General features: G+C 62.9%; 17 protein-coding genes and 1 riboswitch. Of the genes, 4 read left to right on the top strand and 13 right to left on the bottom strand.

The features are described 5' to 3' along the window. Nucleotides 1–52: 52 nt before the first annotated feature. The 3 genes from ACH442_RS10500 to ACH442_RS10490 all read right to left on the bottom strand — a co-directional run bounded on the left by ACH442_RS10500 (nt 53) and on the right by ACH442_RS10490 (nt 1,449). Nucleotides 53–559 carry an SRPBCC domain-containing protein gene (locus ACH442_RS10500; protein WP_396337688.1) on the bottom strand — a complete coding sequence of 169 codons (507 nt, stop codon included), beginning with the start codon at nt 557–559 and terminating at the stop codon, nt 53–55. Next, nucleotides 556–876 carry an ArsR/SmtB family transcription factor gene (locus ACH442_RS10495; RefSeq protein ID WP_396337687.1) on the bottom strand — a complete coding sequence of 107 codons (321 nt, stop codon included), beginning with the start codon at nt 874–876 and terminating at the stop codon, nt 556–558. Before ACH442_RS10495 ends, ACH442_RS10500 begins: the two co-directional genes overlap by 4 nt. A gap of 69 nt (nt 877–945) precedes the next feature. Continuing rightward, nucleotides 946–1,449, bottom strand: a complete 504-nt coding sequence (locus ACH442_RS10490; RefSeq protein ID WP_396337686.1) for a hypothetical protein — start codon at nt 1,447–1,449, stop codon at nt 946–948. A 74-nt stretch (nt 1,450–1,523) separates the two neighbouring features. Here ACH442_RS10490 and ACH442_RS10485 point away from each other — a divergent pair, with 74 nt between their 5' ends. Further along, nucleotides 1,524–2,306, top strand: a complete 783-nt coding sequence (locus tag ACH442_RS10485) for a helix-turn-helix domain-containing protein (RefSeq protein ID WP_396337685.1) — start codon at nt 1,524–1,526, stop codon at nt 2,304–2,306. Nucleotides 2,307–2,640: 334 nt separating this feature from the next. Here the strand turns inward: ACH442_RS10485 and ACH442_RS10480 are convergent, their stop codons facing one another. Both ACH442_RS10480 and ACH442_RS10475 read right to left on the bottom strand, forming a co-directional pair. Beyond that, complete coding sequence (locus ACH442_RS10480) at nt 2,641–3,261, bottom strand: hypothetical protein (RefSeq protein ID WP_396337683.1); 621 nt, start codon at nt 3,259–3,261, stop codon at nt 2,641–2,643. A gap of 73 nt (nt 3,262–3,334) precedes the next feature. After that, nucleotides 3,335–3,463: a hypothetical protein gene (locus ACH442_RS10475; protein WP_396337682.1), complete on the bottom strand. Its 129-nt coding sequence runs from the start codon at nt 3,461–3,463 to the stop codon at nt 3,335–3,337. 68 nt (nt 3,464–3,531) lie between these two features. Between ACH442_RS10475 and ACH442_RS10470 the strand changes: the two genes are divergently transcribed. Next, on the top strand, nt 3,532–3,699 hold the full coding sequence (locus ACH442_RS10470; RefSeq protein ID WP_396337681.1) for a hypothetical protein: 168 nt from the start codon (nt 3,532–3,534) through the stop codon (nt 3,697–3,699). 396 nt (nt 3,700–4,095) lie between these two features. Here the strand turns inward: ACH442_RS10470 and ACH442_RS10465 are convergent, their stop codons facing one another. The 6 genes from ACH442_RS10465 to ACH442_RS10440 form a co-directional block, all read right to left on the bottom strand. Further along, complete coding sequence (locus ACH442_RS10465; protein WP_396337680.1) at nt 4,096–5,109, bottom strand: hypothetical protein; 1,014 nt, start codon at nt 5,107–5,109, stop codon at nt 4,096–4,098. A 364-nt stretch (nt 5,110–5,473) separates the two neighbouring features. Beyond that, nucleotides 5,474–5,552, top strand: a riboswitch (cyclic di-AMP (ydaO/yuaA leader). Nucleotides 5,553–6,062: 510 nt separating this feature from the next. After that, on the bottom strand, nt 6,063–6,992 hold the full coding sequence (locus ACH442_RS10460) for a restriction endonuclease (RefSeq protein ID WP_396337679.1): 930 nt from the start codon (nt 6,990–6,992) through the stop codon (nt 6,063–6,065). A gap of 484 nt (nt 6,993–7,476) precedes the next feature. Beyond that, nucleotides 7,477–8,229, bottom strand: coding sequence for a hypothetical protein (locus ACH442_RS10455; protein WP_396337678.1), 753 nt, complete (start codon nt 8,227–8,229; stop codon nt 7,477–7,479). A 750-nt stretch (nt 8,230–8,979) separates the two neighbouring features. Continuing rightward, nucleotides 8,980–13,857, bottom strand: coding sequence for a DEAD/DEAH box helicase (locus ACH442_RS10450; RefSeq protein WP_396337677.1), 4,878 nt, complete (start codon nt 13,855–13,857; stop codon nt 8,980–8,982). 763 nt (nt 13,858–14,620) lie between these two features. Next, on the bottom strand, nt 14,621–15,778 hold the full coding sequence (locus tag ACH442_RS10445) for a hypothetical protein (protein WP_396337676.1): 1,158 nt from the start codon (nt 15,776–15,778) through the stop codon (nt 14,621–14,623). Nucleotides 15,779–15,787: 9 nt separating this feature from the next. Continuing rightward, nucleotides 15,788–17,011 carry an NAD(P)/FAD-dependent oxidoreductase gene (locus ACH442_RS10440; RefSeq protein ID WP_396337675.1) on the bottom strand — a complete coding sequence of 408 codons (1,224 nt, stop codon included), beginning with the start codon at nt 17,009–17,011 and terminating at the stop codon, nt 15,788–15,790. Nucleotides 17,012–17,845: 834 nt separating this feature from the next. On the opposite strand from ACH442_RS10440, the gene ACH442_RS10435 reads away from it, so the two are divergent. Both ACH442_RS10435 and ACH442_RS10430 read left to right on the top strand, forming a co-directional pair. Next, nucleotides 17,846–19,504 carry an alpha/beta hydrolase gene (locus tag ACH442_RS10435; protein ID WP_396337674.1) on the top strand — a complete coding sequence of 553 codons (1,659 nt, stop codon included), beginning with the start codon at nt 17,846–17,848 and terminating at the stop codon, nt 19,502–19,504. A 15-nt stretch (nt 19,505–19,519) separates the two neighbouring features. Further along, nucleotides 19,520–20,035, top strand: coding sequence for a hypothetical protein (locus ACH442_RS10430; protein ID WP_396337673.1), 516 nt, complete (start codon nt 19,520–19,522; stop codon nt 20,033–20,035). Between the two features lie 141 nt (nt 20,036–20,176). On the opposite strand, the gene ACH442_RS10425 is transcribed toward ACH442_RS10430, so the two are convergent. Both ACH442_RS10425 and ACH442_RS10420 read right to left on the bottom strand, forming a co-directional pair. After that, a complete protein-coding gene (locus tag ACH442_RS10425) occupies nt 20,177–20,824 on the bottom strand; it encodes a hypothetical protein (RefSeq protein ID WP_396337672.1) in 648 nt (215 codons plus the stop codon). 76 nt (nt 20,825–20,900) lie between these two features. Beyond that, nucleotides 20,901–21,347 carry a helix-turn-helix transcriptional regulator gene (locus tag ACH442_RS10420; RefSeq protein ID WP_396337671.1) on the bottom strand — a complete coding sequence of 149 codons (447 nt, stop codon included), beginning with the start codon at nt 21,345–21,347 and terminating at the stop codon, nt 20,901–20,903. Nucleotides 21,348–21,576 lie beyond the last annotated feature (229 nt).

Genomic DNA, 21,576 nt, shown 5'->3' with positions numbered 1-21,576 from the left:
CACCCGCCCGCGGGGCCACGGGCGCACCCGCCCGCGGCCCCTCCGGCGACGCTCAGGCGTCGGCGAGCACCTGGCCGGTCTCCAGCAGCGACTTGAGATCGCTGAGGACCCAGGCCCAACCGCCGCCACCCTCGGCCTTCGGGTCGGTGTTTCCGGAGATCATCGCGGCCACGGCCGGCGCGTTCGTCACGTCGTGCGTGAGCGTGAGCCGGCAGACACCGGGTGACGAGTCCTCGATGTCGTAGGTGAGCGTGGTGAAGCCCTCGGCCGCGGTGCCCGGGTCCATCAGCATCCGCCAGGTCAGCACCAGCCGGCGCGGGGCGTCGGCCTCCAGCACCTCACCGTCCAGGATCGGGTCCGGCATGTCGAAGCCCTGCGCCGCGGCGTAGTCCTTCATGCCCTGGTTGGCGTTGGAGTAGAACGTGCCGCCCTTGGTCAGCTCGAAGAACTGCGGACAGGCGTAGCCGTACTTCGCGTTCCACTCCGGATCGGTGATGGCCTGCCAGATCTTCTCCGGGGTCGACTTGATCCAGATGCGGAACACCTTGGTCTCGGTCATGACTCTTCCTCCAGCGTGCGCTTGAGATCGATGAGTGCGGTGATCTGGTGCTCGGTGTACTTGTCGATCCACCGGTCGTGGATCTGCCGGATCGGCACGGCGTTCAGGAAGTGCAACTTCTCCCGCCCCGACCGGCGCGTGACGACGAGTCCCGCCTCCTCGAGCACCTTGAGGTGCTTGGCGACGCCGAACCGCGTCATCTCCAGCTCGGACTCCAGTTCGGTGAGCGTGCGGCCGTCCCGCGCGAACAGCAGGTCGAGCAGGAACCGACGGCTCGGGTCGGCCAAGGCCTTGAACACCCGATCGTCGTCCGTCATGACACAAAGTTATGTGACCATAAGGTCACATGTCAACGCCGGAGCCGCCGCCGACCTCGGATCCCGCGCTCAGAGACGCCGGCGGGCCAGCATCTCCTGCTCCAGCTCCCAGCTTCCGCCGTCGTCCGTCGAGATGTACCCCAGCCAGCGGAAACTCGCCTCGGTCACGTCGGTGAAGAGCCACCGCACCGTCGTCCCGTCGGCCTGCCGCCCTTCCTGGACGATGTCGCCGTCGTCGCCGGCCCGGCCGGTCAGCGTCCACGTCCGCCCCAGCGGCGAGAACCAGACGACGTGCCAGTGGCCGGCTTCCGGGTCGTGCAGCCGCATCGTGCTGCCCGTCCTGCGCACCGGATACCCGTCCGGCCCGGGCGCGGTGAACCACATCACGTCCTGCACCGCGCGCCCGGCGAGCACCCACCCGAAGGTCCACACCACGGTCCCGGTGATCCACTCACCGTCCGGCTGCCGATACCGGTTCACCACGTCCCAGCTGCCGATCAGACGACCATAAAGATCAAGAGCTTCGATTTCCCCGTACGGGCGGTCAGCCGCGAGTTCCCCGAGAAGAGTCATGCGCCCACCCTGCCGGTGGGCCGCCGTCGCGGTCTTGAACGTTCTTGTCGTACCCCGCCGCTACCGTCGGCCGCATGCTGGATTTCCGGGCGCTGCTGACCACCGGCTGGGCCGCCGCCACCGCGGTCCGCTGCCCCGGCGGCCACCCCGCGGAGGAGCCGGTGACCACGGCGGCCATCGTGCTCGTCCGTCGTGGCGTGTTCGTCCGGCACGTCGACGGCCGCGCCACCCTGGCCGACGTCACCACGGGCTACCTGCAGCGTCCCGGCGAGACGCAGCGGATCAGCCACCCGGCCGGCGGTGACGTCTGCACCTCGCTGACCGTCCCGCCCGACCTCGCCGACCGTTTCGCCGGCTCCGGCCCGGTGCACGTCCCACCGCGAGCCGACCTGATCCACCGCCGCCTGTTGGTGTCCCCGCCGGCCGACCGCCCCGACCTGTTGGCGGAGCTGCTGGCCGCCCTGCTGCCCCGATCCCGGGCGCTCCGGCGGGCGCATCCGGTCGTCGAGAGCGTCCGCGAGCTGCTGCACACCGACCCGTCCGCTGATCTGAGCGCTCTGGCCGCGTCCGCCGGCTGGTCGCCGTGGCACCTGTCGCGCTCGTTCCACCAGGTCACCGGGTGCACGCTGAGCACGTATCGGCGGCGGCTGAGGGTCCGCGCCGCCGTCGACGAGCTGACCGCCGGCGATCGAGCCGGCCTGGCCGTGATCGCCGCCCGCACCGGTTTCGCCGACCAGGCCCACATGACCCGCGCCATCCGGGCGGAGACGGGCTCACCACCGGCCGCCCTGCGCCGCCTGCTGACCCGGTCACCTGGCAACAGAGCGGGAGCTGGTCGTTCGGGACAGGAAGTTTGATCCGAGAGCCGCCCGCGCGAGGTGACGTTCCTCGACCCGGCCGGCATCCGCACCCTGCGTACCTGTCGCGCCCCGCACCCGGGCTGACCGCCCGGCCCGGTCAAGAAGTACAACCGGCAGCTGCCCGACCTGATCGCCGCCGGCAAAGCCGAACCGTCCTTCATCGTCAGTCACGAGCTGCCCCTCGACCGGGCGCCGGAAGCCCACGAGCACTTCGACCGGCGCGGCGGCGAAATCCAAGCGCGCGACCACCGTCACGATGCCGGCCCCCCGCGAAGCGGCGCGGCAGCCGATCGTCGGAAGCACGGCTGCCGGTGACCACCCGCAGTGATCGTCAGGGCCGCTTGCCGGCGGCAGGCTCCACGAAGTCTCCGGCCGCCTGTATGGCGTCGAGGAAGCGGCGGAAGACCGGCCAAGGGAGTGCCCAGTGCCCGTGCATGGTCAGGGTGACGTGGTCGGCCGGCATCGGGACGAACGGGCCGGCCTCCGGTGAGGCGTCGGGGATCCGAACCTCGAGGTGGTTGTTCTCGGGATTGTCCGGATCGACCTCGTACAGCTCGTAGCACCACGAGCCGGCGTCGCCGTGGTGGAACTGGTTGACCTCGAACCGCCGGCCCTCGTACGACCAACTGTTGAGGGTCGGTGGAAGCCCAACCGACCCGCTCGACAGGTCGCGCTGCTCCTCTACGAGGTCACCACTGGATTCGAGCAGCTGGATCAGCTCCCGGAGGATCGGCCAGGGCAAGACGCCGCCGTCGGCATAGACCACGATGTGCTGAGCCGGCATCGGCGTGAACGGCCCATCCGGAGTCGCGTCGGGAATCGAGATGGTCAGGTACGGCCGGGCTCCGGGTGACTCTGCCAACCCTCGCAGCTCGTAGTACCAGACGTCACCAGGGACGCTGTACATCGAGGTGAGCTCGTACCGCTCGTTGCCGTGTGACCAGACCTTCACCGCCTGATGATCGCAGCCTCCACGCAACTCGCCGAGTGATATCCGTGCTGGCCGGCTCGCCGGCCGAACGCCGTCAGCATGCCGAGCGGGCCGAAGCCGGCACCGTCTCCATCCCGCCGTCCGGGGTCCACTCGACCAGTGACGGTCCGGCGAGCAGATCGCCGAGCGAGACGTCCAGGACATCAGCGAGAGACTTGATCACCGACAGACGGTCAAGCTCGATCCGGTTGTTCTCGATCTTCCCGAGCCGGTCCGCGGTGCCGGGAGCCGATGCACCGGATGGGCCACGCGTCGATGCGGGCGGCGCTGATCCACCAGCACGCGACGAGCGAGCGCGACCACGAGATCGCCTCGGCCATGGATCGGCGGATCGCCAAGGCCGTTGAGAAGGCCGAGGGCAACAAGAAGGACAGGTGCGGGAAGGGCGAGACGAGCTAACGGCTCGCTAATGATCCGCAAGATCATCCGGGCGGGTGAATGACGAAGGCCCAGGCCAGCGAAACCATCGCTGACCTGGGCCTTCATGTCGGAGCGGGCGACGAGAATCGAACTCGCGTAATCAGTTTGGAAGCAACAAGTCGATCATCCCGGAGCGGCCCGCCCGGTCCCATAAAATGCCCGTGACCTGCTGTCTCGTTTCAGCTTCGTCCCGGTGCATCCCAGGGCTGGGCGGGCCGTTCCGGTTGGTTCCCTAGCAAGATCCCTATCATTTGCCCGGTGCCCGGTGCCCGGTGCCCGGTGCCCGGTGCCCGGTGCCCGGTGCCCCGTGGGGAGGACTTCGACGACATGGCGAAAGCTGCCAGGCGCCTTGGCTGCGGCGGACGGGGCGGGGTTCTAGGCTGAGACTGCGGACGTGTAGTCGTTTTTCGGGCGCCTCAACGGGCCGGGCGCGGTCGTCGTGGTCGGCGCGCCGACATTCGCCGGCCCGCGAGATCGAGTTGCGGTGCTGCCGTGCCACTTGTTTTGTGTCTCGCGGCATCCGGGGCATACGGGTCGTTGGTGGAGTTCGATGCTCACGCCGCCGGCGGTGGCGATCGCGAAGCCGGGCGCGGTGGCGGAGAGGGTGAGGGGTTCACCATATGCGCCGACGCCCAGTGTGGTGAGGTTGTCGACTGCGTCCTGGGGGGTGAGTGTGCCGCACCAGCGCAGGTAGGCCGGAGTTCCGTCGGTGGCGGCCGGTTGGAAGACGGCATCGCGGGCGCTTTTGCGGGTGCCGTCGGGGTAGGTGTCGAGCATCCGCAGGGCGTTGAACCATGCGCTGTTCAGCGGGGTGTGATTGCTCGGGCGCCAGATGTTGTTCCACTGCCGCTCGACCTCGGTCAGGTCGGTCTCCTGCCACAGCGGGATGTAGCCGGGGTCGTCGCGGTTGCACTGGGCTTCGTCGAGCAGCCTTTCGTTGCGGCCCAGGTTCCCGTCGCGGATCTCAATGGTTGTCTGGGTTGGCAGGTGGACGAGCTCGTACCCGTACCGGGCACCGCGCCGGTACCGAAGACCGGGGATGCCTCTGCAATGGGGGAAGTCGCTGTCGATGTTCTTGACGTATGGCAGTAGGTAGCTGGCCATCCGTTGCGCGAGGGTTGAGCCCATGATGATGCGATCAGGCTGCGGGGAGACCCAGCTGCCGTAGCACAGATACAGCTCGGTGAGAGTCCGACCGGTGGGATTCCACGGGTGTTCGCGGGTTGGATGAGCAAAGATTTCCAGCAGTGTGGCCTGCAGAACCTGTTGCCCGAGTGGTGGTGCGATCACCTCTCCGCGAGGAGGGATCCCGCGCCGGGCCAGGTGGCTCGGCTCGGCGCTGAGCTCACGCCGCTTCTTCCATCGGTTGGGGTTCGTGGCGACTGCCATGACTGACCTCTCGACTGCTGGCGTCCCGGACCGCTGCAGAACCTGATGATCAATCGGCAGGGTAGAGCGGGTGTGCGGTGGAAGAAAGCTGGAGGCATGGGCACCACCCTTGAACTGCTTACGGCCCTGACCTTCCGGGGATCCCGGGCCTCGCAGCGGGCGACCGCCTCCGGACCGCCACGCAAAAGTTAGCTGATATCGGCTCAGCTGCAGCCAGTTCGACGGCCAAACTAAGGCGATTCATCCATTCGGGCCGCCGAGATAGCTGGGAAGCGGACTGCGGTCATCGCTCGGGGAGAACCTGCTCAGGTTCACTTGGTGGCGTTGAGCGACGCTGGTAACTTACATAGCGCACTGCCCAACCGATCCACCTTGCGTGGGTCTTGGGGTGAAGCCGCCCGACCGCGGCCGGGCATGCCCTCCCGCCCGAACCCGACAGTTACACCTCGCTCCACCAAGATCATCGCTTAGGTCAAGGTGTTCAGCGGGGCTAATCCGTCGTGCGTTCGTGTTCCTGCGGGAGTTGTGAGTTGCACTGGATCGTCGCCCTTATTCTCGTACCCGTCCTCGCCTGGGGAATGTGGCTTCTCTTCTGCTACGCCATCGTGAAGCTCCATGGTGTCGAGGCGTTGAAGGAAGCCCCGCCAATCGCCAAGGCGTTTCCCATTACCGAGTGGATCTCTGGCCTACGCGCCGTAGGTCCATGGGTGATGGAGTTGCTTGGCAGAGGTGGCCAGCCGCCCTCTGCGGCTGGTGCCCAGCCACCTGCTATCCCGCCGAGTGGTCAAGCTCCCCCTGCGTAAGCCGTCGGAGGCACTGGACGGGACATCGTCGGGCTCGGGCTCGGGCTCAGGCTCAGCATGCTTTCGAGTGCATAGGATTTTGACGTGGGCTCGGAGCGCTGCTGAGCGACCTGGTCCCGGCCGTCCGCCCCTCGCCGAGCAGCAGACGGGTCAAAACATCTCCTTGACCGGGAAGTGGCAACTGCCGGTGTCGTTGGCGTGCCGCTTCTTGCGCCGCAGCGCGTCGTCGAGCGGAATGCGTCCTTCGAGGATGGCAAATAGGTCGGAGCCGCTCATAGTCATGAAGCAGGTGCCCTCGCTATAGGTAGTGCGCGCGGGCTCGCTCAGATCGTTGATGCTAATGATCAGCCCAAGCGCGTTCTTGCCCTTACGCTCGACCTTCTTGGCGAATGCGTCGGCCTGTTCCCGACTGACCGGGTCTTTGGTCCACTTCGCCTCGATGATGTAGTCGTCCGTGTCGAAGCTGATCGACCCGTCGATTTGTTCGGTCGCTAAGGAGTAGGCCAGCCGTGGCGAGAGGTCGAACAGCGCGAACAGGGTGTTGAGGAAGTCTTCGAATTGCCGTCCCCGCTCGTGCACGTCAACCATGCCGTGCATGGCCAGGAACCGGCCGCGCAGGTCGTCGAGGTCCTGGGCGAAACGCCGCTGCAGCTCGGCCTGTTGGGTGTAGGCCGCCTGCTCGGCGTCAAGCCGCTCGCGTTCGCTGATCAAGTCCTCGTAGGCGGCCGTGTAGGTCTTGAGATCGGCGACGGCGGCCTGCGCCCGAGGCAGCCACTTGTCCGCGTTCTCGTGCCGCTCCAGCTCCGGGAATCGCTGCATGTTTGCCAGCTCGACCATCAACTGCACGCTCGCGTGCTGGTAGACCCGTTCGCCCTCGATAAGCCGGTCGACCACCTCGTCGGCGATCTCCCGTTTTGACACCCCGAAGTTCACCCCAGCCAGCAGCTCTGGATGCTCGCGCAACGCGGCCCGTAGGAACTTCTCCAGCGTCGGCCGATACCAGAACACGCCGGCCAATGCGGCTCGCAGAGCGTTGTACGCAGCACCAGAGATCCGCTTCGCCGCCCGGCTCTCGCTCATCGACTCCCATCCCGTTGGACCGAGACGGTCCGCCACTTCGAACGACCCGCCATCGACTGAGATTAGGCATCCACACCCGGAAGCCGCCAGGGCGGGTCCACGCCGGACGCCTTGCCCAAGCATCGCTCCGACACGGGTTTCGGTCTCATGTGCCGACTCGAGCACCGGCACATCTGCCGTAGGGTGCGGCGATCCAGACGGTTCGCCGTGCGGACGGGTGACCCTGCTCGTAGTTGATGTCTGCGGAAGACCGCGCACCGTGATGTCACGCTCGTCGAGAACACATGATCAGTTCACTCGCTTAAGCCCGTGGCCGACCTGGCGCAGGGCAAGCTCTGGTTGGTCGGCGACGTGGAGGCATGGACCATGGTCCACCGTGCCGACCTGGCCGAGGGTGGGGATGGGGAGGGGTAGGCCCCTTGCCGAGTGGGGGTATACCCCTACGCTGGTTCGCGAGGGGTAGGGGAGATTCACTGCCGACGCGCTATGAGTCGGTGCAGTTCCTCAGTTCCTCTTCTCCGGGTTCCGCGTCGAGCTCCTGTCTACTCAGCACCTCGACCACAGCCTCAAGGTCGGGTTCGACATCAGTGCCCTTTGCAGGCTCCTGAACCCGTGAGGTGTCGCCAGAATAGGACTTCGACCAACGCTGTTTATCCGCATCCGTGAAGACGATTGCGTCCAGGATCCGGAAATAGCGTTTGGTATCCACGCCGCCTGGCGCACGAACCAGCAGCTCGCGGCAGGGTGGAACATTCGGAATTGAGTAGGAAACCCCCCTGGATGCCGGTCCTCCTGGGACGGTCGGCGTAGAACTGGGCGACGGGCTGAGGTCGAATTCGAGAGAACGCACCAGGGTGGTCCGCAGTACCACATCACGCAACTCGCCCTGGCTGCGATTTTGCAGGTAGAGATACGGACCACCTTTGTCGTCCTTGGGTCCGACATCTGACCAGAACACACGGTTGACGTATCGCCGTTCATGGTTCTTTTTAGCTAGGTCGCCAGCCATGTACGCCCATACGGAACTTGAAGCCGACACCACGAGTGCCAACACCGAAATCCAAAGGGCGGGTTCTTTCCACTTGCTCGGCTTCTTCTCGGCCGGAGTTCGCAGAGGAGGAGTATTCAGCTTCGGGTCGGGGATTTGCGCTTGAGACTTCGGAGCAGCAGGAGGCTTGTTGGTTGCCCCCGCCCGCTTCTTGGACGAGCCGGTTTTCCTCTGCTGGCCGTTCCCCACTGTGGTTCCCCCCCCCCCCCCCCCCCGCGGTCCGGTGTCGCCGCCTCTGATTTTGCAGATCGCCGGGCCGACTGGGGCGAGTTTGCGCAATGCCAGCGAGCCGGGCCGACTGGGAACCACCCACGGCGGCCAACCGCACACACCACCGCGCCGACAACGCGAGGTGAGGCCGGCTGTCAGTCGTCGTTAGCGCCGAGAGCGCCGAGACCCCGGCTGTGGTCTCGGTGCTCTCTTGGGCGAATCCCCCTACCGTTCCTGTCTGGGTCCTCCGGGCAGTAACAACAACGAACCCTGCTTCTCTCCTGAACGCTCTGTGGCTGCCGCTGTGCACGACCCCCACGCTCGGCGCTCGGCGCTAACTCCCCGTGCTCGGCGCTGCGCCGTCACCGGCCGTGGTGCCAGCCCACCGCCGCATTCGGACCTTGCGCCCGCCCCGAAGGACCTCCGGCCCCTCCTCGACACCCGGCAACGCGCGGAGTGCGGCGAACACTGCCTCGCCGTGCTGGGTCACGGTCTTGTTTTCGCCGATGGCCTTAAGGGAGGCTTGAGGCGGCTAGCCCACCTCATAGCCGAAAAGCCGAAGTGCAGAGCGCGGCCTTCCCGCGAGACTGAGCGGGAATCTGTTGGCCGCGCGCAGGGCACCCGCGAAAGCTGGGCCGCCTATTGGAGTATCTCCCGCGTCGCAGCCGGCCCTTCGCTGCCAGAAGTGAACACTGCCCACGTGGGCAGTGTTCACTTCTGCTTCATCTACTAGTCCAGAATGTCCAGGGGCGGCAGCTTGTCCACAATCTTCATCGTCTCCAGGCTGACCGTCACGATCCGCTTGAGGAGATCGATGATGTAGCGCGGATTATCCGACCAGTCGTTGGGGTCGTTAGCAATGGTGGAGTCTTTGTCGACCTTGACCTGGTAGCGGTCGATGATCCACTCGATCGCGGAACGGGCGCCGAGCTGGTACCGGTACGCCTCCTCAGGGATATTGGTGAGGGTCACGCGGCTGTTGTAGATGATCGTCGAGCTGTCCGACTTGCCCTTGACCTTGGGAACTTTCATCTTGGCGACCCGGTACAGCTCGTGGTGCGGGGTATTGGATGCGTCACCGGATACCGTCTCGACAATTCCCTTGTAGGGCTCCGCTCCCTCGTATTGGATGTGCAGGTTGGCGAGCTTGCGACCTGCCTCGGCGAATTCCCGAAACTCGCGCACCTTGGGGATGCGGGGGAGCGACTTCTTCAGGTCGGCGGCAAACCGCTCGCGGTAATCCGGGGAGTGGAGCAGGCCGTACGTGTAGTAGAAGACATCGTCCTTACTGATTGCCGGGTCGTTGCAGGTGGTGCGGTAGCCCTGGAGGGTGACGTCGGTGATGTTGTCGACGCGCTCGTAGCCAGCCGTCCCACCTGAAGTGGCGGTGAAAAGGTCGTCATCGCTACCGATTGCATGGTAGGTGTAGCGAGGAAAGAAAGCGCCACCCTTACCGAAGAGGTCGAGGCAGGGGATTAAATCGATGGCTAGGACAGCGAATTCGGCAGTCGCATGGAACCCGTTGACATAAAATCCAAAGTTTTCATGCTTCGGCGTCGGGAACATTTGAGGAAGTTTGCCGGGTCGATGATTCAGGTCTCGATCGAAGTAAACCTTTTGCCGGCTAAATGGCCGGTAGAAGCTGGTGACTACTCTAGTTTGATTGAAAGCAATTTTCTTCGATTTTGCTACCTTCGGGATTAGGCTGGAAGACCAGCTGATCTTTTTAGGGTTTCGGTCGATAAATCTTTCGGCATCTGCTGTCTGCGGGCGGACGATTCCTGCGGTTTTGCAGTGCTCGACGAACTCCTCTACTTGGTGGTTGTAGAAGTTGATCGTCGACGCCACATTCTCCTTTAGTCGTTGCTCGGAGTAGTTGTAGACCCAGGCGTCTCGATTTGTTCCCAGACCTAGAGAATAAAAAGCGAAGGTGCGGTCGGAGAGTGCCGCCGTTTCGTTGTTTCCGATGGGCTGGAAAGTCGCGAATCGTTCATCGCGGTGGTTGATCCAGTCCCCGTCTGAGTTCGGCGTGAGCTGCTCCCACTCTACGGTGTCGAGGTTCTGAGACCCAAGAATTCGTAGCTTGTCTTCGCGGCTGAGGTAGTCTCCGATGTCACGGTAGTAGAGTGCGCAATCTGAGGCTGTGCCGACGGCCACACCGCCCTTTACCAGGATCAGAACGGCGACCGTATTCCGACTACCCGAGCCGAAGATCTTTCCGCCCTCTTTGCGAGCCTGCTCGCCAACCGTTAGCTGGTTCCCTCGCAAGTTGTAGCAGTAGATCGCGTCGAACTCGTCAAGCAAAGACTTGCGGAAGCCGTCGTAAGTGTTGCCGTCGATGTAGCCACCATTGGAGACATATGCGACTACTCCCTCATCTTTGATGCGGTCCGAGGCCCAGCGGATGGCGCGGAAATAGGAGTCGTATAGCGTTCGTCGCGACTTCGCGTTTGTGAGGGCCCCGTATGTGGATTTGATGCGCTCATCTAGCGCCTCGTATTTGAGGTTTTGGTTATTATCATTCTGGCTTCCCTGTCCGACTGAGTAGGGCGGATTCCCGACAACGACGGTGATTTTTTGCTTCTGCTGTTTTTTCGCGCGCTCGCTGTTGCCTTCCAGGACGTCCATCCCGTCGAGCTTTGCCGTGCCCTCGGCGAGCTGGAAGGTGTCAGTGAGCACGATGCCCTCGAAAGGCTGGTAGTCGCCGCCGTTGAGGTCGTGGAAGGCCGCCTCGATATTGATGGCCGCGATGTAGTACGCCAGGAGGACGACTTCGTTGGCGTGGAGCTCGCTCGTGTACTTGCGCAATAGGTCCGTCGGCTTGATCAGGCCGGACTGGAGGAGGCGGACGGGGAAGGTGCCGGTGCCGGCGAACGGGTCGATGATCTGAACGCCCTCGTGGGACAAAGAACGACCGAAGTGCTTGGTAAGGGCCTGGTCTGTGGCACGGATGATGAAATCGACGACTTCGACGGGGGTGTAGACAATGCCGAGGGCGTCGGCGGTTTTCGGCAGGGCAGTCTTGAAGAACTTGTCGTAAAGTTCGACGATAACCCGCTGGCGGCCCTCGTGGTTGTCGATGCCCTCGGCGCGGACCCTCACCGATTGGTAGAAACCTTCGAGTGTCTTCGTTTCGGCGTCCAGGCCCTGATCATCGAGGATGTCGAGCATCCGCTGCATAGCCCTGGAAACGGGGTTGTGGTCGGCGAAACCGTAGTCCTTGAATAGAGCGTCGAAGACCGGTTTGGTGACAATGTGCTGGGCGAGCATGTCTATGCCGTCGGCCTCGCTGACGCCGGGATTGATATTCGCCCGCAGTTCGCCGATGAACTCGTCGAAGGCAGCCTTCTTTTCGGCGACTGTCAGCGCGGTTTTGATGCGAGTGACGTGGCGGTCGGCGATCTGGGCGATGTCTTTAGCCCAGTCCTCCCAGTAGTGCCGTTCGCCGACCTTGTCGACGATGCGCGCGTAGACCGCGTCCCGCCAGTCGCTCACGGAGAACAGCGCCTCCTGGATGTGCTGGGCGCTCTGGGCTTCCTTCTCCTTGGCAGCCTTGGCGCTGTCGATGGTGCTGGAACCATCCTTATCGCCGACAGACTCGTCGCCAGCGCCGATGCTGCCGATGCCGATCTTGTTGTCAGGCTTCTGTTTGTTGAGCTCAAGCTGGTTGACGGTCGCGTTGAAGCGGTCGTCGTGGGCACGCAGGGCTTGAAGGACCTGCCAAACCGTTTTGAATCGCTGGTTGTCGGCAAGTGCCTTCTCCGGGGGCATGCCGGCGGGCACAGCGACAGGAAGGATGATGTAGCCGTAGTTCTTTCCTGGGGCCAGGCGCATAACCCGGCCGACGGACTGGACGACGTCAACTACGGAGTTGCGAGGGTGGAGAAAGAGAACGGCGTCCAGACTGGGGACATCCACGCCTTCGGACAGGCAGCGGGCATTGGACAGGATGCGAGCGTTGGCCGGGCCAGAATCCTGCTTGAGCCAATCCAACAGTGCGTTGCGTTGCAGGGTGTTGAACGTGCCGTCGACGTGGTCAACTTCGCAGTGCAGTACCTCATCGTCGGCGTCGTCGTAGGCGTCAACGACCTCGTTGAAGCGGGCGGCGATCGCTTTGGAGTCGGCGATAGAGCGGGCGAAGGCGACCGCCCGTTTCATGGGTGTCTCACCTTCGGCGAACCCGGAGCCGTCCGCGAAAGTGCCGGTACGCTTGGCCATTGCATTCCAGCAGCCGATGATCTTTGCTGCGTCATCGAGGTTCAGCTCGGATGTCCCACCTGCGAAGCCCTGTTGGAGGGTCTTCGCTACCACACCCTCGTCGACCGTGAGGATCAGGACCTTGTAGTCGGTGAGAAGGCCTCTTTCCACGGCCTGGCCAAAGCCCAGGCGGTGGAACTCGGGACCGTACGTCTGCTCGTTGTCCATCGAGGCAAGGACGGCGTTTGCATACTTCGCCTCCGTCTTCGTGTCCTCGCTGTAGATGCGCGGGGTCGCGGTCATGTAGAGGCGGCGGTTCCCGCTCAGGTCGTCGTCGTCGTGGACACGGACGAAGGCCGACTCATCGTGGCCGGCCAGCGTGACGCCGGTGGTGCGGTGGGCCTCGTCGCATAGGATCAAGTCGAAGCGGGGGAGGCCCTTCTTCTGCGCCTCAGAAATCGTGGCGATGGACTGGTAAGTGGAGAACACCACGGTTAGTCCGGGAGTCGCGTCCACGCTGGCTATCTGCTCGATCAGCCGATCGGGGTCGGTAGTAGCGGGTAGGGCCAAATCGTGGGTGGACATATCATTGTCGTCACCCAAGACCTGGCGCTTGCCGACCTTCACGTCGGAGCACACCGCGAAGCTACGCAGCGGCACCTCGGCCTCATATGACCATTCTCGGAGTGTCTGTGACAGCAACGCGATAGAGGGAACCAGGAACAGGACGGTAGCGTGCTCGTTTCCCTCGTTCTGGGCACGGTCCTTCAGCAATCGCTCTGCGATCTTCAGACTGGTGAAGGTTTTGCCCGTCCCGCACGCCATGATTAGCTTGCCGCGGCTGTGCTTTTCAAAGCCGGCAAAGACGTCGTCGATGGCCTCGCGCTGGTGCTTGCGCAGCGACTTCTTCGCCCTCAAAGTCATTTCAACCGGCTCACCAACCGCCGGCAAATGCCACTCCACAGGACTGTTGGCGATGTCGGACAAGCCGATACGGGTGACGGGAATCTGCTGATCGTCTAGTGCGGCCTCAGCGTGGACGCCCCACTTCTCGGTTGTGGAGATGATGATCCGGCGGGTGAAGCCACCCTTGCCGGATGCTGTGAAGAAGGAGTCTATGTCCTCCTTACTTACTGTATGCTGCGGCTCGTAAAACTTGCACTGGATCGCGCAGAAGCTCCCGGTCTCTCGATCCTGAGCCACCAGGTCGATCCCGGTATCCCGCTTATCGTGCGCCGTTCCGGGCCAGTCAGCCCACATCCACACCCGGCTGAATTGTTCGGTCCACTGCGGGTCAGTGCTTAGGTACTGGAGCATCAGCTCCTCGAAGCGGGTACCGCGGTCGCGGTTCACGCCGGAGTCGTCGCGGATCGCCTTGATGACGTCATGCACCGTCGTGGTCGTCGCCACTGCGCCTCGGCTCCTATCACAGTCGACGGCGCGCGGGTTGGCGCACCGAGAAGATGGCATCGGAAGTATTCAGGACTTTACTGCTACCTGAGGTCACTACCGCGATAGTGCTCGGCCAAGTGATAACTCCTAGGGAGCGAGCCATCATCGACCAGCGGGCTTTACTTCTGGAACGCGTATCGCGCCAGCCGCACTCAGCGTTACCTGTCACGACTTCGGCGGCATCCCAACAGCGGCAAGCGGACTCGTGATCGCCGGTACGAACGGCCTTAGGGCCCAGCCCTGCATCGCCCTCGTTCAAGTCAACGACGGCGCCCCAGCCCTGAGATGCCTTAACGAAACCAGCCGGTTGCGCCAGTGCTGCGATGGTTGCTGAACGCGGCGCTACGCAGGGTCGTCATTAAGGCGGCCTTGTTTACAGAGCCGGCTTAGTGCCAATATTTACCAAGTATGATATGAGGGACGTGGCGGAGGAGCGTTCGCTATCCCAGTGTCGGAGCGAGCCAGTTGGTGATCGTCGCGATGGATGAGGCTTCCACCATGACCTCACGGACCACGACAGGAAGGGCCGCGGGTATCGGACCTAGCGCGAGTTCGGCCGATCCGGGATTGTCAACTGTATGACCAGCAGGCCGCTGCGCTCACGGTCAGTGAGATGGGGGTGTACAGTCGCACCCTCGGAAAACAACTAAATAACTCTCCATCGAACCGGGGCTTGATAAATACCCTGTCGCTCACGGCCCCATTAACCATTCCGGAATGGTTACTTCAGGCCAACTACCGCCTGTGCGGCACTTACGATCAAGGGCAGCAAGAATAGCGCGAAAACGCGAGTTCCAAGCCAAACCGCCGAAGGAGAGGTCCGCTGAGTAGCTATCAAAGACCGGAGGCATGCGATGGCGCTGACTCTGTTCGACATGGCAGCAAAATCCACGCCAGGCGCGTCTACCAAGACCGCCGCATTCAAATCTGTCAGAACCTTTGAGTAGGATTCGAGCGCGGAATCCCGTTGAGCCTTTGCTACACGGTGAATCCAAATAGACGGAAGAATGAAAACTGCTGAGCCGCCACAAATAAGTACAGCTGCAATGGCAATCCCGATGAACCTTGCACCTATCGGTAGGTCGGGAATCATTTCATAAACGCCGGGAAGGAAGACCGCTCCCAGCGAATAAAGCAGGCCGGTAGAGTAAGCGAAGAAGGATAGCGCCTCGAAGCCTGCAACCTGACGCGGCTTGAAGGGGTTCCAAGAAATTTCTCTATCGAGGGCATTCCATGAATAGACAAGAGTTTTTGCGATTCCCCAGTTGCCTACCCCGAATGATATGCCAAGCATCACAATGATGATTAGGCCAATCCAGAAGTACACGTCATCGACGTCTACCGGACCGGTTCGTTGGCGGAAAAAATCTCGGCTCAACAGGTATCCAACGGGGACTAAAATTCCCGTCACGCCGACGTAAGAATACCAAAGCTTGGCGGCAATCGCATCAACACGAACAAGGCGTCCAACATCCCAGCCATCGTCGGGCGCAGTGTCGATCATTACGCCATGAAGCGTCAGAAAGCGCCTCTCCCACTCCGTAATGAGCGCAGGAGATACGAGAATCCAGATACCCGCGACCCACATTCGCCACTGGAAGTCGACACTTGCGACATCGCTAACGCGTTGGATCATCCAAACGACGAATATGAGGTAGGGTGGAATTCCTAGTACCACAGATGCAGCCAAGGGCACAGGGGCCGACGTATACTGCGAAAAGGGCATGGCGGCTTTCCAAATCCGCCTCGCCGGCCCCCATCGGGCGACGCGCGATCCGATACGCCAGTACGGCGTCAGCATTCGGATCTGCTGCTGGGTTACTAAGCGCTCTGCAAGCAGCAGATCAGGGCGTTCGACCGTCCAAGGTAGAGGGGTCACATGTCAACTCTAGAAGCCGTGCCTCAAGATTCGCAACCCCGTCGATACCTTCATTCGCTGCTCATCGAACAACAAGAATGCAGCGTCATCCATCACTCGCTGATCTCTTACGCTAGCCTTGATAACCGCTCGGGCCCAAGTTTTGGAACGAAGGAACTTATGGCCAACGGCGCAACTCAGGAAGTGAAGTCGGAATTTTTTGCGAAATTCTTCCTCGAACGTCCGGAGGGCGCGATTGATGTCATCGGGATTCTCCCCCGTGGCCGCGGCTAGAGACTTCCCTAGAAGTTGTCCGGCCGCCATTCCATAATAGATTCCCTCACCGCTGAGTGTGTTGATCGTGGACGCAGCGTCTCCGATGAGAACGGCGCGGTCATGTGCCATTCGTGGCACACTGGCGGCATGCGGTAAGAGGTGGCTGAGGCGGCGGTCGATGCTTTCGACATGGATCCCTCGCAACTTTAGTGCCGCCACATAGTCATCAAGTAGCTTACCGAGATCCTGTTGGCGCTTCTTGAGAATGGTGAGGGGTATGCCAACTCCGACGTTGGCTTCGCCATCTCCAGTCGGGAATACCCATCCATAGGCAGGAAGAGTTTGCTCGTCGAAATCTAGGCGAAGCCCTGGCGCTTCGCCGGAAGACAGTCCCGCGAAATTAACTTTGGCATATGCGCGCATCGCGATGTGCGTATCTTTATCCAACGCCTTGCCGACGCCCAACTCTCGTCTCACTCGAGAATAGGCTCCATCCGCGCCGACAAGAATCTTACAGTGGAGCGTACGCGTCTGACCGTCGTGAGACACCGAAATCGCGCGCTGGCCGTCGACCAGCTTGGAGCTTACGAATTTGGTGCGTTCGATGACAGTGGCTCCACGTTTCCGGGCAAGATCCACGAGTCGCGCGTCGAAGACAAATCGCGGGAGAACAAAGCCAGAAAGATCTTTACCCTGAACCTGGGGGCCTTCTGCGTAGCCCTCCCAGCCGTCAGGACCACCGACTCGGACCGCCGGAGGGCTTGGAGCGTCGGCGACAACTTCGAGCCCATCCAGCTCACGCAGTACACGACGAACCCCAGGCCCAAGTCCGTCACCGCAAGACTTGTCGCGTGGAAATTCGTCACGATCTATCAAGCAGATCGACAGCGTCGGTGCCTCTTTGAGGATGGCGAGTGCTGCAGTGGCCCCTGCGGGTCCTGCGCCGACGATGATCACGTCGAAGTTTTCGGGGCTCACAAGACCCAGACTACTTCGACCTCGCTCGCTCCAGCCTTGGGGGCAGGTGGTCGTCGGCGGCATGCTGAGTGATGGTCGCCTTGTGGGACTCGGGCTAGGCCGGCCTCTGTGTCCGGAGGTGGCCTCGGTCACTACAGGGTCTCGCGACCCTGCGCTGTACGTAGGCCTGATGAATCCCCAGCACTCTGCTCTAGATAGTCCCCTGATCGCAGGGCCGGCGCCGTCATCTAGACCAGCATGGTTCTTGGGCGTGCCTCGCTTTGCGGACATCCGAGATCAGGAGACGTCGGTTCCCGGGAGGCAACCTCGACCTGCCGCAGAGAGATGTCCCACAAGTGGCCAGTTCGGGTCGGCATGGGGGAGTGAACGGCAGCAGAAGCCGGGCCGGTCAGTGTTCCGGCAGCACCGTGATCATTCGGATTGAACCGGATGTAGGTCGACTACAGGCTGGGATGAACCGGGACATCGATGTTGGTGTACGGCAGATAGAGTGCAGAGTCCGCGTGTGCGAGGGAGGGTGTCGATGCAGCCTACGCCGCTTGAGGTTGACGTTCTGGCCCTGCATGGGATTGGGGCCGATGTCGATTCGTCGGTTATGACGCTGCGCAAGATCGTGAAGAAGGTTGGGTCAGGGCTTGCCCCTATGCCCGCGACCGGATCGGCCGCGGCGACGGCGGCCCACGCGGCAGCGAAGGCATGGCTTGCTGATCTCCACAGACTTACCAATGATGTGGGCGCATTCGGTGCGTATCTCGCAAAAGCGTCGAAGGATTATCGAGCAACCGACGAAACAAGCGCAGATGATCTCCGGCGGAGTGGGTCACGGGTGCCTCGATGAGTGAGCTGACGCTGGACGACCTGTTGTCATTCGACGCGACTCCGTGGCACACGGCGGCTGATCACTGGCACCAGCTCGCCCAGGCGGTCGACGACGCGGCGGAGGAGCTGATCCGGGGTACCCGTGACCTTCCTTATGCCTGGTCGAATGGCACGGGGGCGGAAGCCGCAGCGGAGAAGGCAGCCGATCTGCGGGCCGAGGTCAGCAACACCTATAACCCGGCCAAGCGCATCTACGATGCGATGGATCAGCATGCCTATGGCATGAAAGCTCTGCGGCAGCAGGCCGAGGACGTCGTCGCCGCCGCCCGAAAAGCTGGCTACACCGTCGATACGGCAGCCGCCACCATCACCGCGCCGGCTGCGGCGTACTCGGCAGGCAACCTGGATCACACGGCGCGGGAGACCGGAGCCCTGCTCAACGACCTGCGCGGCATCGTAGGCAAGGCTCGATCGCTCGACGATTCCACGGCCAACACCATCACGGTCAACACACCGTCGACGACGACTGGTTTCGGGACCGGCCAGATGCAGGCGCTTTCCCGCGCTGATCTTGAGGCCCAAGGGAAGCGGTCCCCAGCCGAAATCCGTGCCTGGTGGGAATCGCTCACTCCGCAGCAGCAAGAACAGGCGATCCTGGAGTTCCCCGACCTGGTGGGCGGGATGGATGGCGTCCCGATCGCCGATCGGGACGTCGCGAACCGTTCGCTGCTGCGGCGTGACACCGACGTGCTCCGGCAAGACGTGGCATCGGTTGACGGCCGCATGAACTATCTGCAGGGCATGTACGACCAGGGCCGGATCGACGAAGTCTATCCGGGGGTGCCCGATGCGAAGGCCGCGATGGACGCTGAAATGTCCAAGCTGGGATCGCAGCGTGATGAACTGGCCGGCAAGCTCAAGGGTTTGGCCGCCATCAGCTCTCGACTCGCCGATCCGGCCAAGCCCGACGCATACCTGATCGGGCTTTCCGCCGACGGTGACGGCAGGGCCATCGTGTCTGTCGGCAATCCCGACACTGCGGACAACATTCTCACCTACGTGCCGGGCACCGGGGAGGATCTCTCCAAGGTGGGGGCGGGTATGGCGCGCGCAGGCGTCATGCAAGGAGATGCCGCTCACGAGGATCCGACGAAGAGCACCGCCGCGGTCTACTGGTACGGCTACGACGCCCCAAACGACATCCTGCCGGACGCGGGCTACAGCTCATACGCCCAGGACGGCGGCCCCATCCTCGATCGCTTCCAGACCGGGCTGCGCGCCACCCACGAGGGCGATATCCCATCGCGAAACACCGTCCTGGGGCACAGCTACGGCTCGACCGTCATCGGGCACGCCGCCACGAGTTCGAGCATCAGCGCTGACGCCGTGGTGTTCGTCGGATCACCCGGCGTCGACGTGGACCACGCCACCGACCTGCACGGTGTCCGACCAGACCAGGTCTACGCGACCCGGGCAGAGTACGACGCGATCCGCAAGGTTCCGGACTGGGACATCGCTCATGGCAACGATCCCAGCGACCTGGACTTCGGTGCCCGAGTCTTCGCCAGCGACCCCGGCGACCCGAACGCCGAGGGCGTCACCCACTCCGCCTATTGGAACAACGACAACATCGCCCGCAAGAACATCGCCCTGATCGTCACCGGGAAGCTGTAGCGAGGTGTACTGATTATGACAATCCGACGACTTGGCTATGCGTTGGCGGCCGCGGTGATGATGTTGGCGTTGGCCGCGTGCGCTGGGAAGGACAAAGACTTGCAGCCCACCGAGACGAAAGCCCAGGCAGCCCAGCGGGTGGAAGAACTCGTGCAGGAGGCGTTCAAGCAACTGCCATCCGGCGCCACCCTGAAGGTCAGCACCGACGAGGACAGCGTGCCGTGTGACGATCCCACAGACGGTGGGCCGGCCGGGCGGATCTTCGCCGAGAAGGCGTACGACATCGTCCCGCCAGCCACGGGGACATGGCCGAGCAACGAGATCATTCCGACGCTTGTCACCTTCTGGCAGCAGAAGGGTTATAAGACTCGCACCGACGACCGCAGCAAACAGGAACCGCGCTACAGCGTAGAAACGTCCGATGGCTACATCGTCCTCGTCCAGAGCTGGAACCGCGGTGACCACCTGGACTACGGGCTCAGCGCGGACTCACCATGCATCTGGGAGAACGGCACTCCCGACCCGCAGTAGTGGCTGAGCTCTACCGGCTCGGAAGAGCCGACGCAGTGGCCTGATGATCTGCTCTGTGGAATTGCTCGCCCGGCATCATCGCCGCGGCGCGAGGTGACTATCTATGGTTCATCGGGCTACCCGCTGGCAGGTGCAGATACGTCAGTGAGCCTGCTGATCACAACGGTGACCGCCCGTCCGTACATGCCAGATGCGGTCTGCGAGGAAGTCAGGGTCGGCCCTGGCGGGGTGTGGATTCAGCAGACCGCCGGGTAGTGCGGGTATCCGGGTACGGGTCGGGGGCGGGACGCCTTTGCAGCGGTCACGCATCGCGTCCACGCCAGCTTTCAGCATCTGTTTTATGAGGCTGTGGCGGGACGCGACACGGCACAGGATGTCGAGTTGCGAGCGGCCGTAGTCGCACTGGCGGTGGTAGGCGGCTGCCGCTCGCAAAGCCTGTCCCGTGATCAGACGCTGGGGATCCGGAGCGTGGGTGTTGGTGATGACACTGAGGTAGTGATCGCAGACTTCCACCGCGGAGGAGTCGTCGGCTCGGACGCTGAGATCCGCGCTGACAGCGAGCAGGGTGATCAGGCGCGACCAGTCCGTGCGGGCGTCGGTTTCAAGAAGCTGGGCGGCTCGGTGTACGGCGGTAAGCGCGGTAGCGATGTCGTCCTGCTGGTTAAGAAACTCGGCAAGCAAGATCCATAGCTCGGCCTCCATCCCGGGGTTGAGATGCGGTCCGGCGGCGAGCAGGGACAGCAGATGCTCGGCGGCATGGGCGGGATTGCGCAGGCCGATGCCACGCACCTGGTCAAGTAACAGGCTCAAGGCCCCGGGCGCAGTCGGCGCCCGGCGGAATGTCCAGCGCCACGTCCGCGGACGCTCATTCACCGGATGCCGTCCACGGTATCGGTGTGCACCTGGGCAGGACGGTACGGCCCTCCAAACCTGCCGCCTGCTCGTTATTGCCGAGGAACAGGCATAGCAATCTCGCGAGTGCGTCGATCTGTTCCTCTTCGAGGAAGACCTGACTCCGCTCAGCAAGATGGTCAGCGACCCGTTCAGCCGACTGCCGAGCAGCGTCCTTACTGCCGTGATCGGCGACTCCGCACGGTGACTGACCCGACTGCCACCTACAGATCCATTCCTCAACCTCATGCGCCCACCAGACACGCCCCATCTTCAACTCCTGGAATGGCACCGGGAAGTCGTCACGATCGGCCAGCTGCTGGATCCGCTGCCGCGATAGCCCAAGTCGGACCGCGATCTCCCGAGCCCCCACCAACCGCAGAACGCCGCTCAGCGAGGCGTCCGCACGCGAGCGCTTCACCGTGCACACCCACCATCCGCAGTGTTCGCCCGCCTCGAAGCAGTCCGTTCTCCTGGTCTGTAGTCGTCCAGTCGGGCTGCATGCAACACGTCGATACGAATCATGCTCATGTTCCGCAGCACGTCGTCGGTGGCCGCCATCTGAACCCCCTTCATCACTTACGCACGATCGATCATCTGACCGTAGGCAATTATGCAGTAGTGGACAAGTGGCAATTCTGCACATGATC

Origin of the sequence: Actinoplanes sp. NPDC020271, assembly GCF_044388125.1 — a bacterium.
GTDB lineage: Bacteria > Actinomycetota > Actinomycetes > Mycobacteriales > Micromonosporaceae > Actinoplanes.
Note: the sequence above shows the minus strand (reverse complement) of the source record. Positions and strands in the feature narration are given on the sequence as shown.

Excerpts from the sequence above, each read along its gene's own strand:
- ACH442_RS10500 (WP_396337688.1), bottom strand. The coding sequence starts at position 559 with ATGACCGAGACCAAGGTGTTCCGCATCTGGATCAAGTCGACCCCGGAG.
- ACH442_RS10495 (WP_396337687.1), bottom strand. The coding sequence starts at position 876 with ATGACGGACGACGATCGGGTGTTCAAGGCCTTGGCCGACCCGAGCCGT.
- ACH442_RS10490 (WP_396337686.1), bottom strand. The coding sequence starts at position 1,449 with ATGACTCTTCTCGGGGAACTCGCGGCTGACCGCCCGTACGGGGAAATC.
- ACH442_RS10485 (WP_396337685.1), top strand. The coding sequence starts at position 1,524 with ATGCTGGATTTCCGGGCGCTGCTGACCACCGGCTGGGCCGCCGCCACC.
- ACH442_RS10470 (WP_396337681.1), top strand. The coding sequence starts at position 3,532 with ATGCACCGGATGGGCCACGCGTCGATGCGGGCGGCGCTGATCCACCAG.
- ACH442_RS10465 (WP_396337680.1), bottom strand. The coding sequence starts at position 5,109 with ATGGCAGTCGCCACGAACCCCAACCGATGGAAGAAGCGGCGTGAGCTC.
- ACH442_RS10460 (WP_396337679.1), bottom strand. The coding sequence starts at position 6,992 with ATGAGCGAGAGCCGGGCGGCGAAGCGGATCTCTGGTGCTGCGTACAAC.
- ACH442_RS10435 (WP_396337674.1), top strand. The coding sequence starts at position 17,846 with ATGAGTGAGCTGACGCTGGACGACCTGTTGTCATTCGACGCGACTCCG.
- ACH442_RS10430 (WP_396337673.1), top strand. The coding sequence starts at position 19,520 with ATGACAATCCGACGACTTGGCTATGCGTTGGCGGCCGCGGTGATGATG.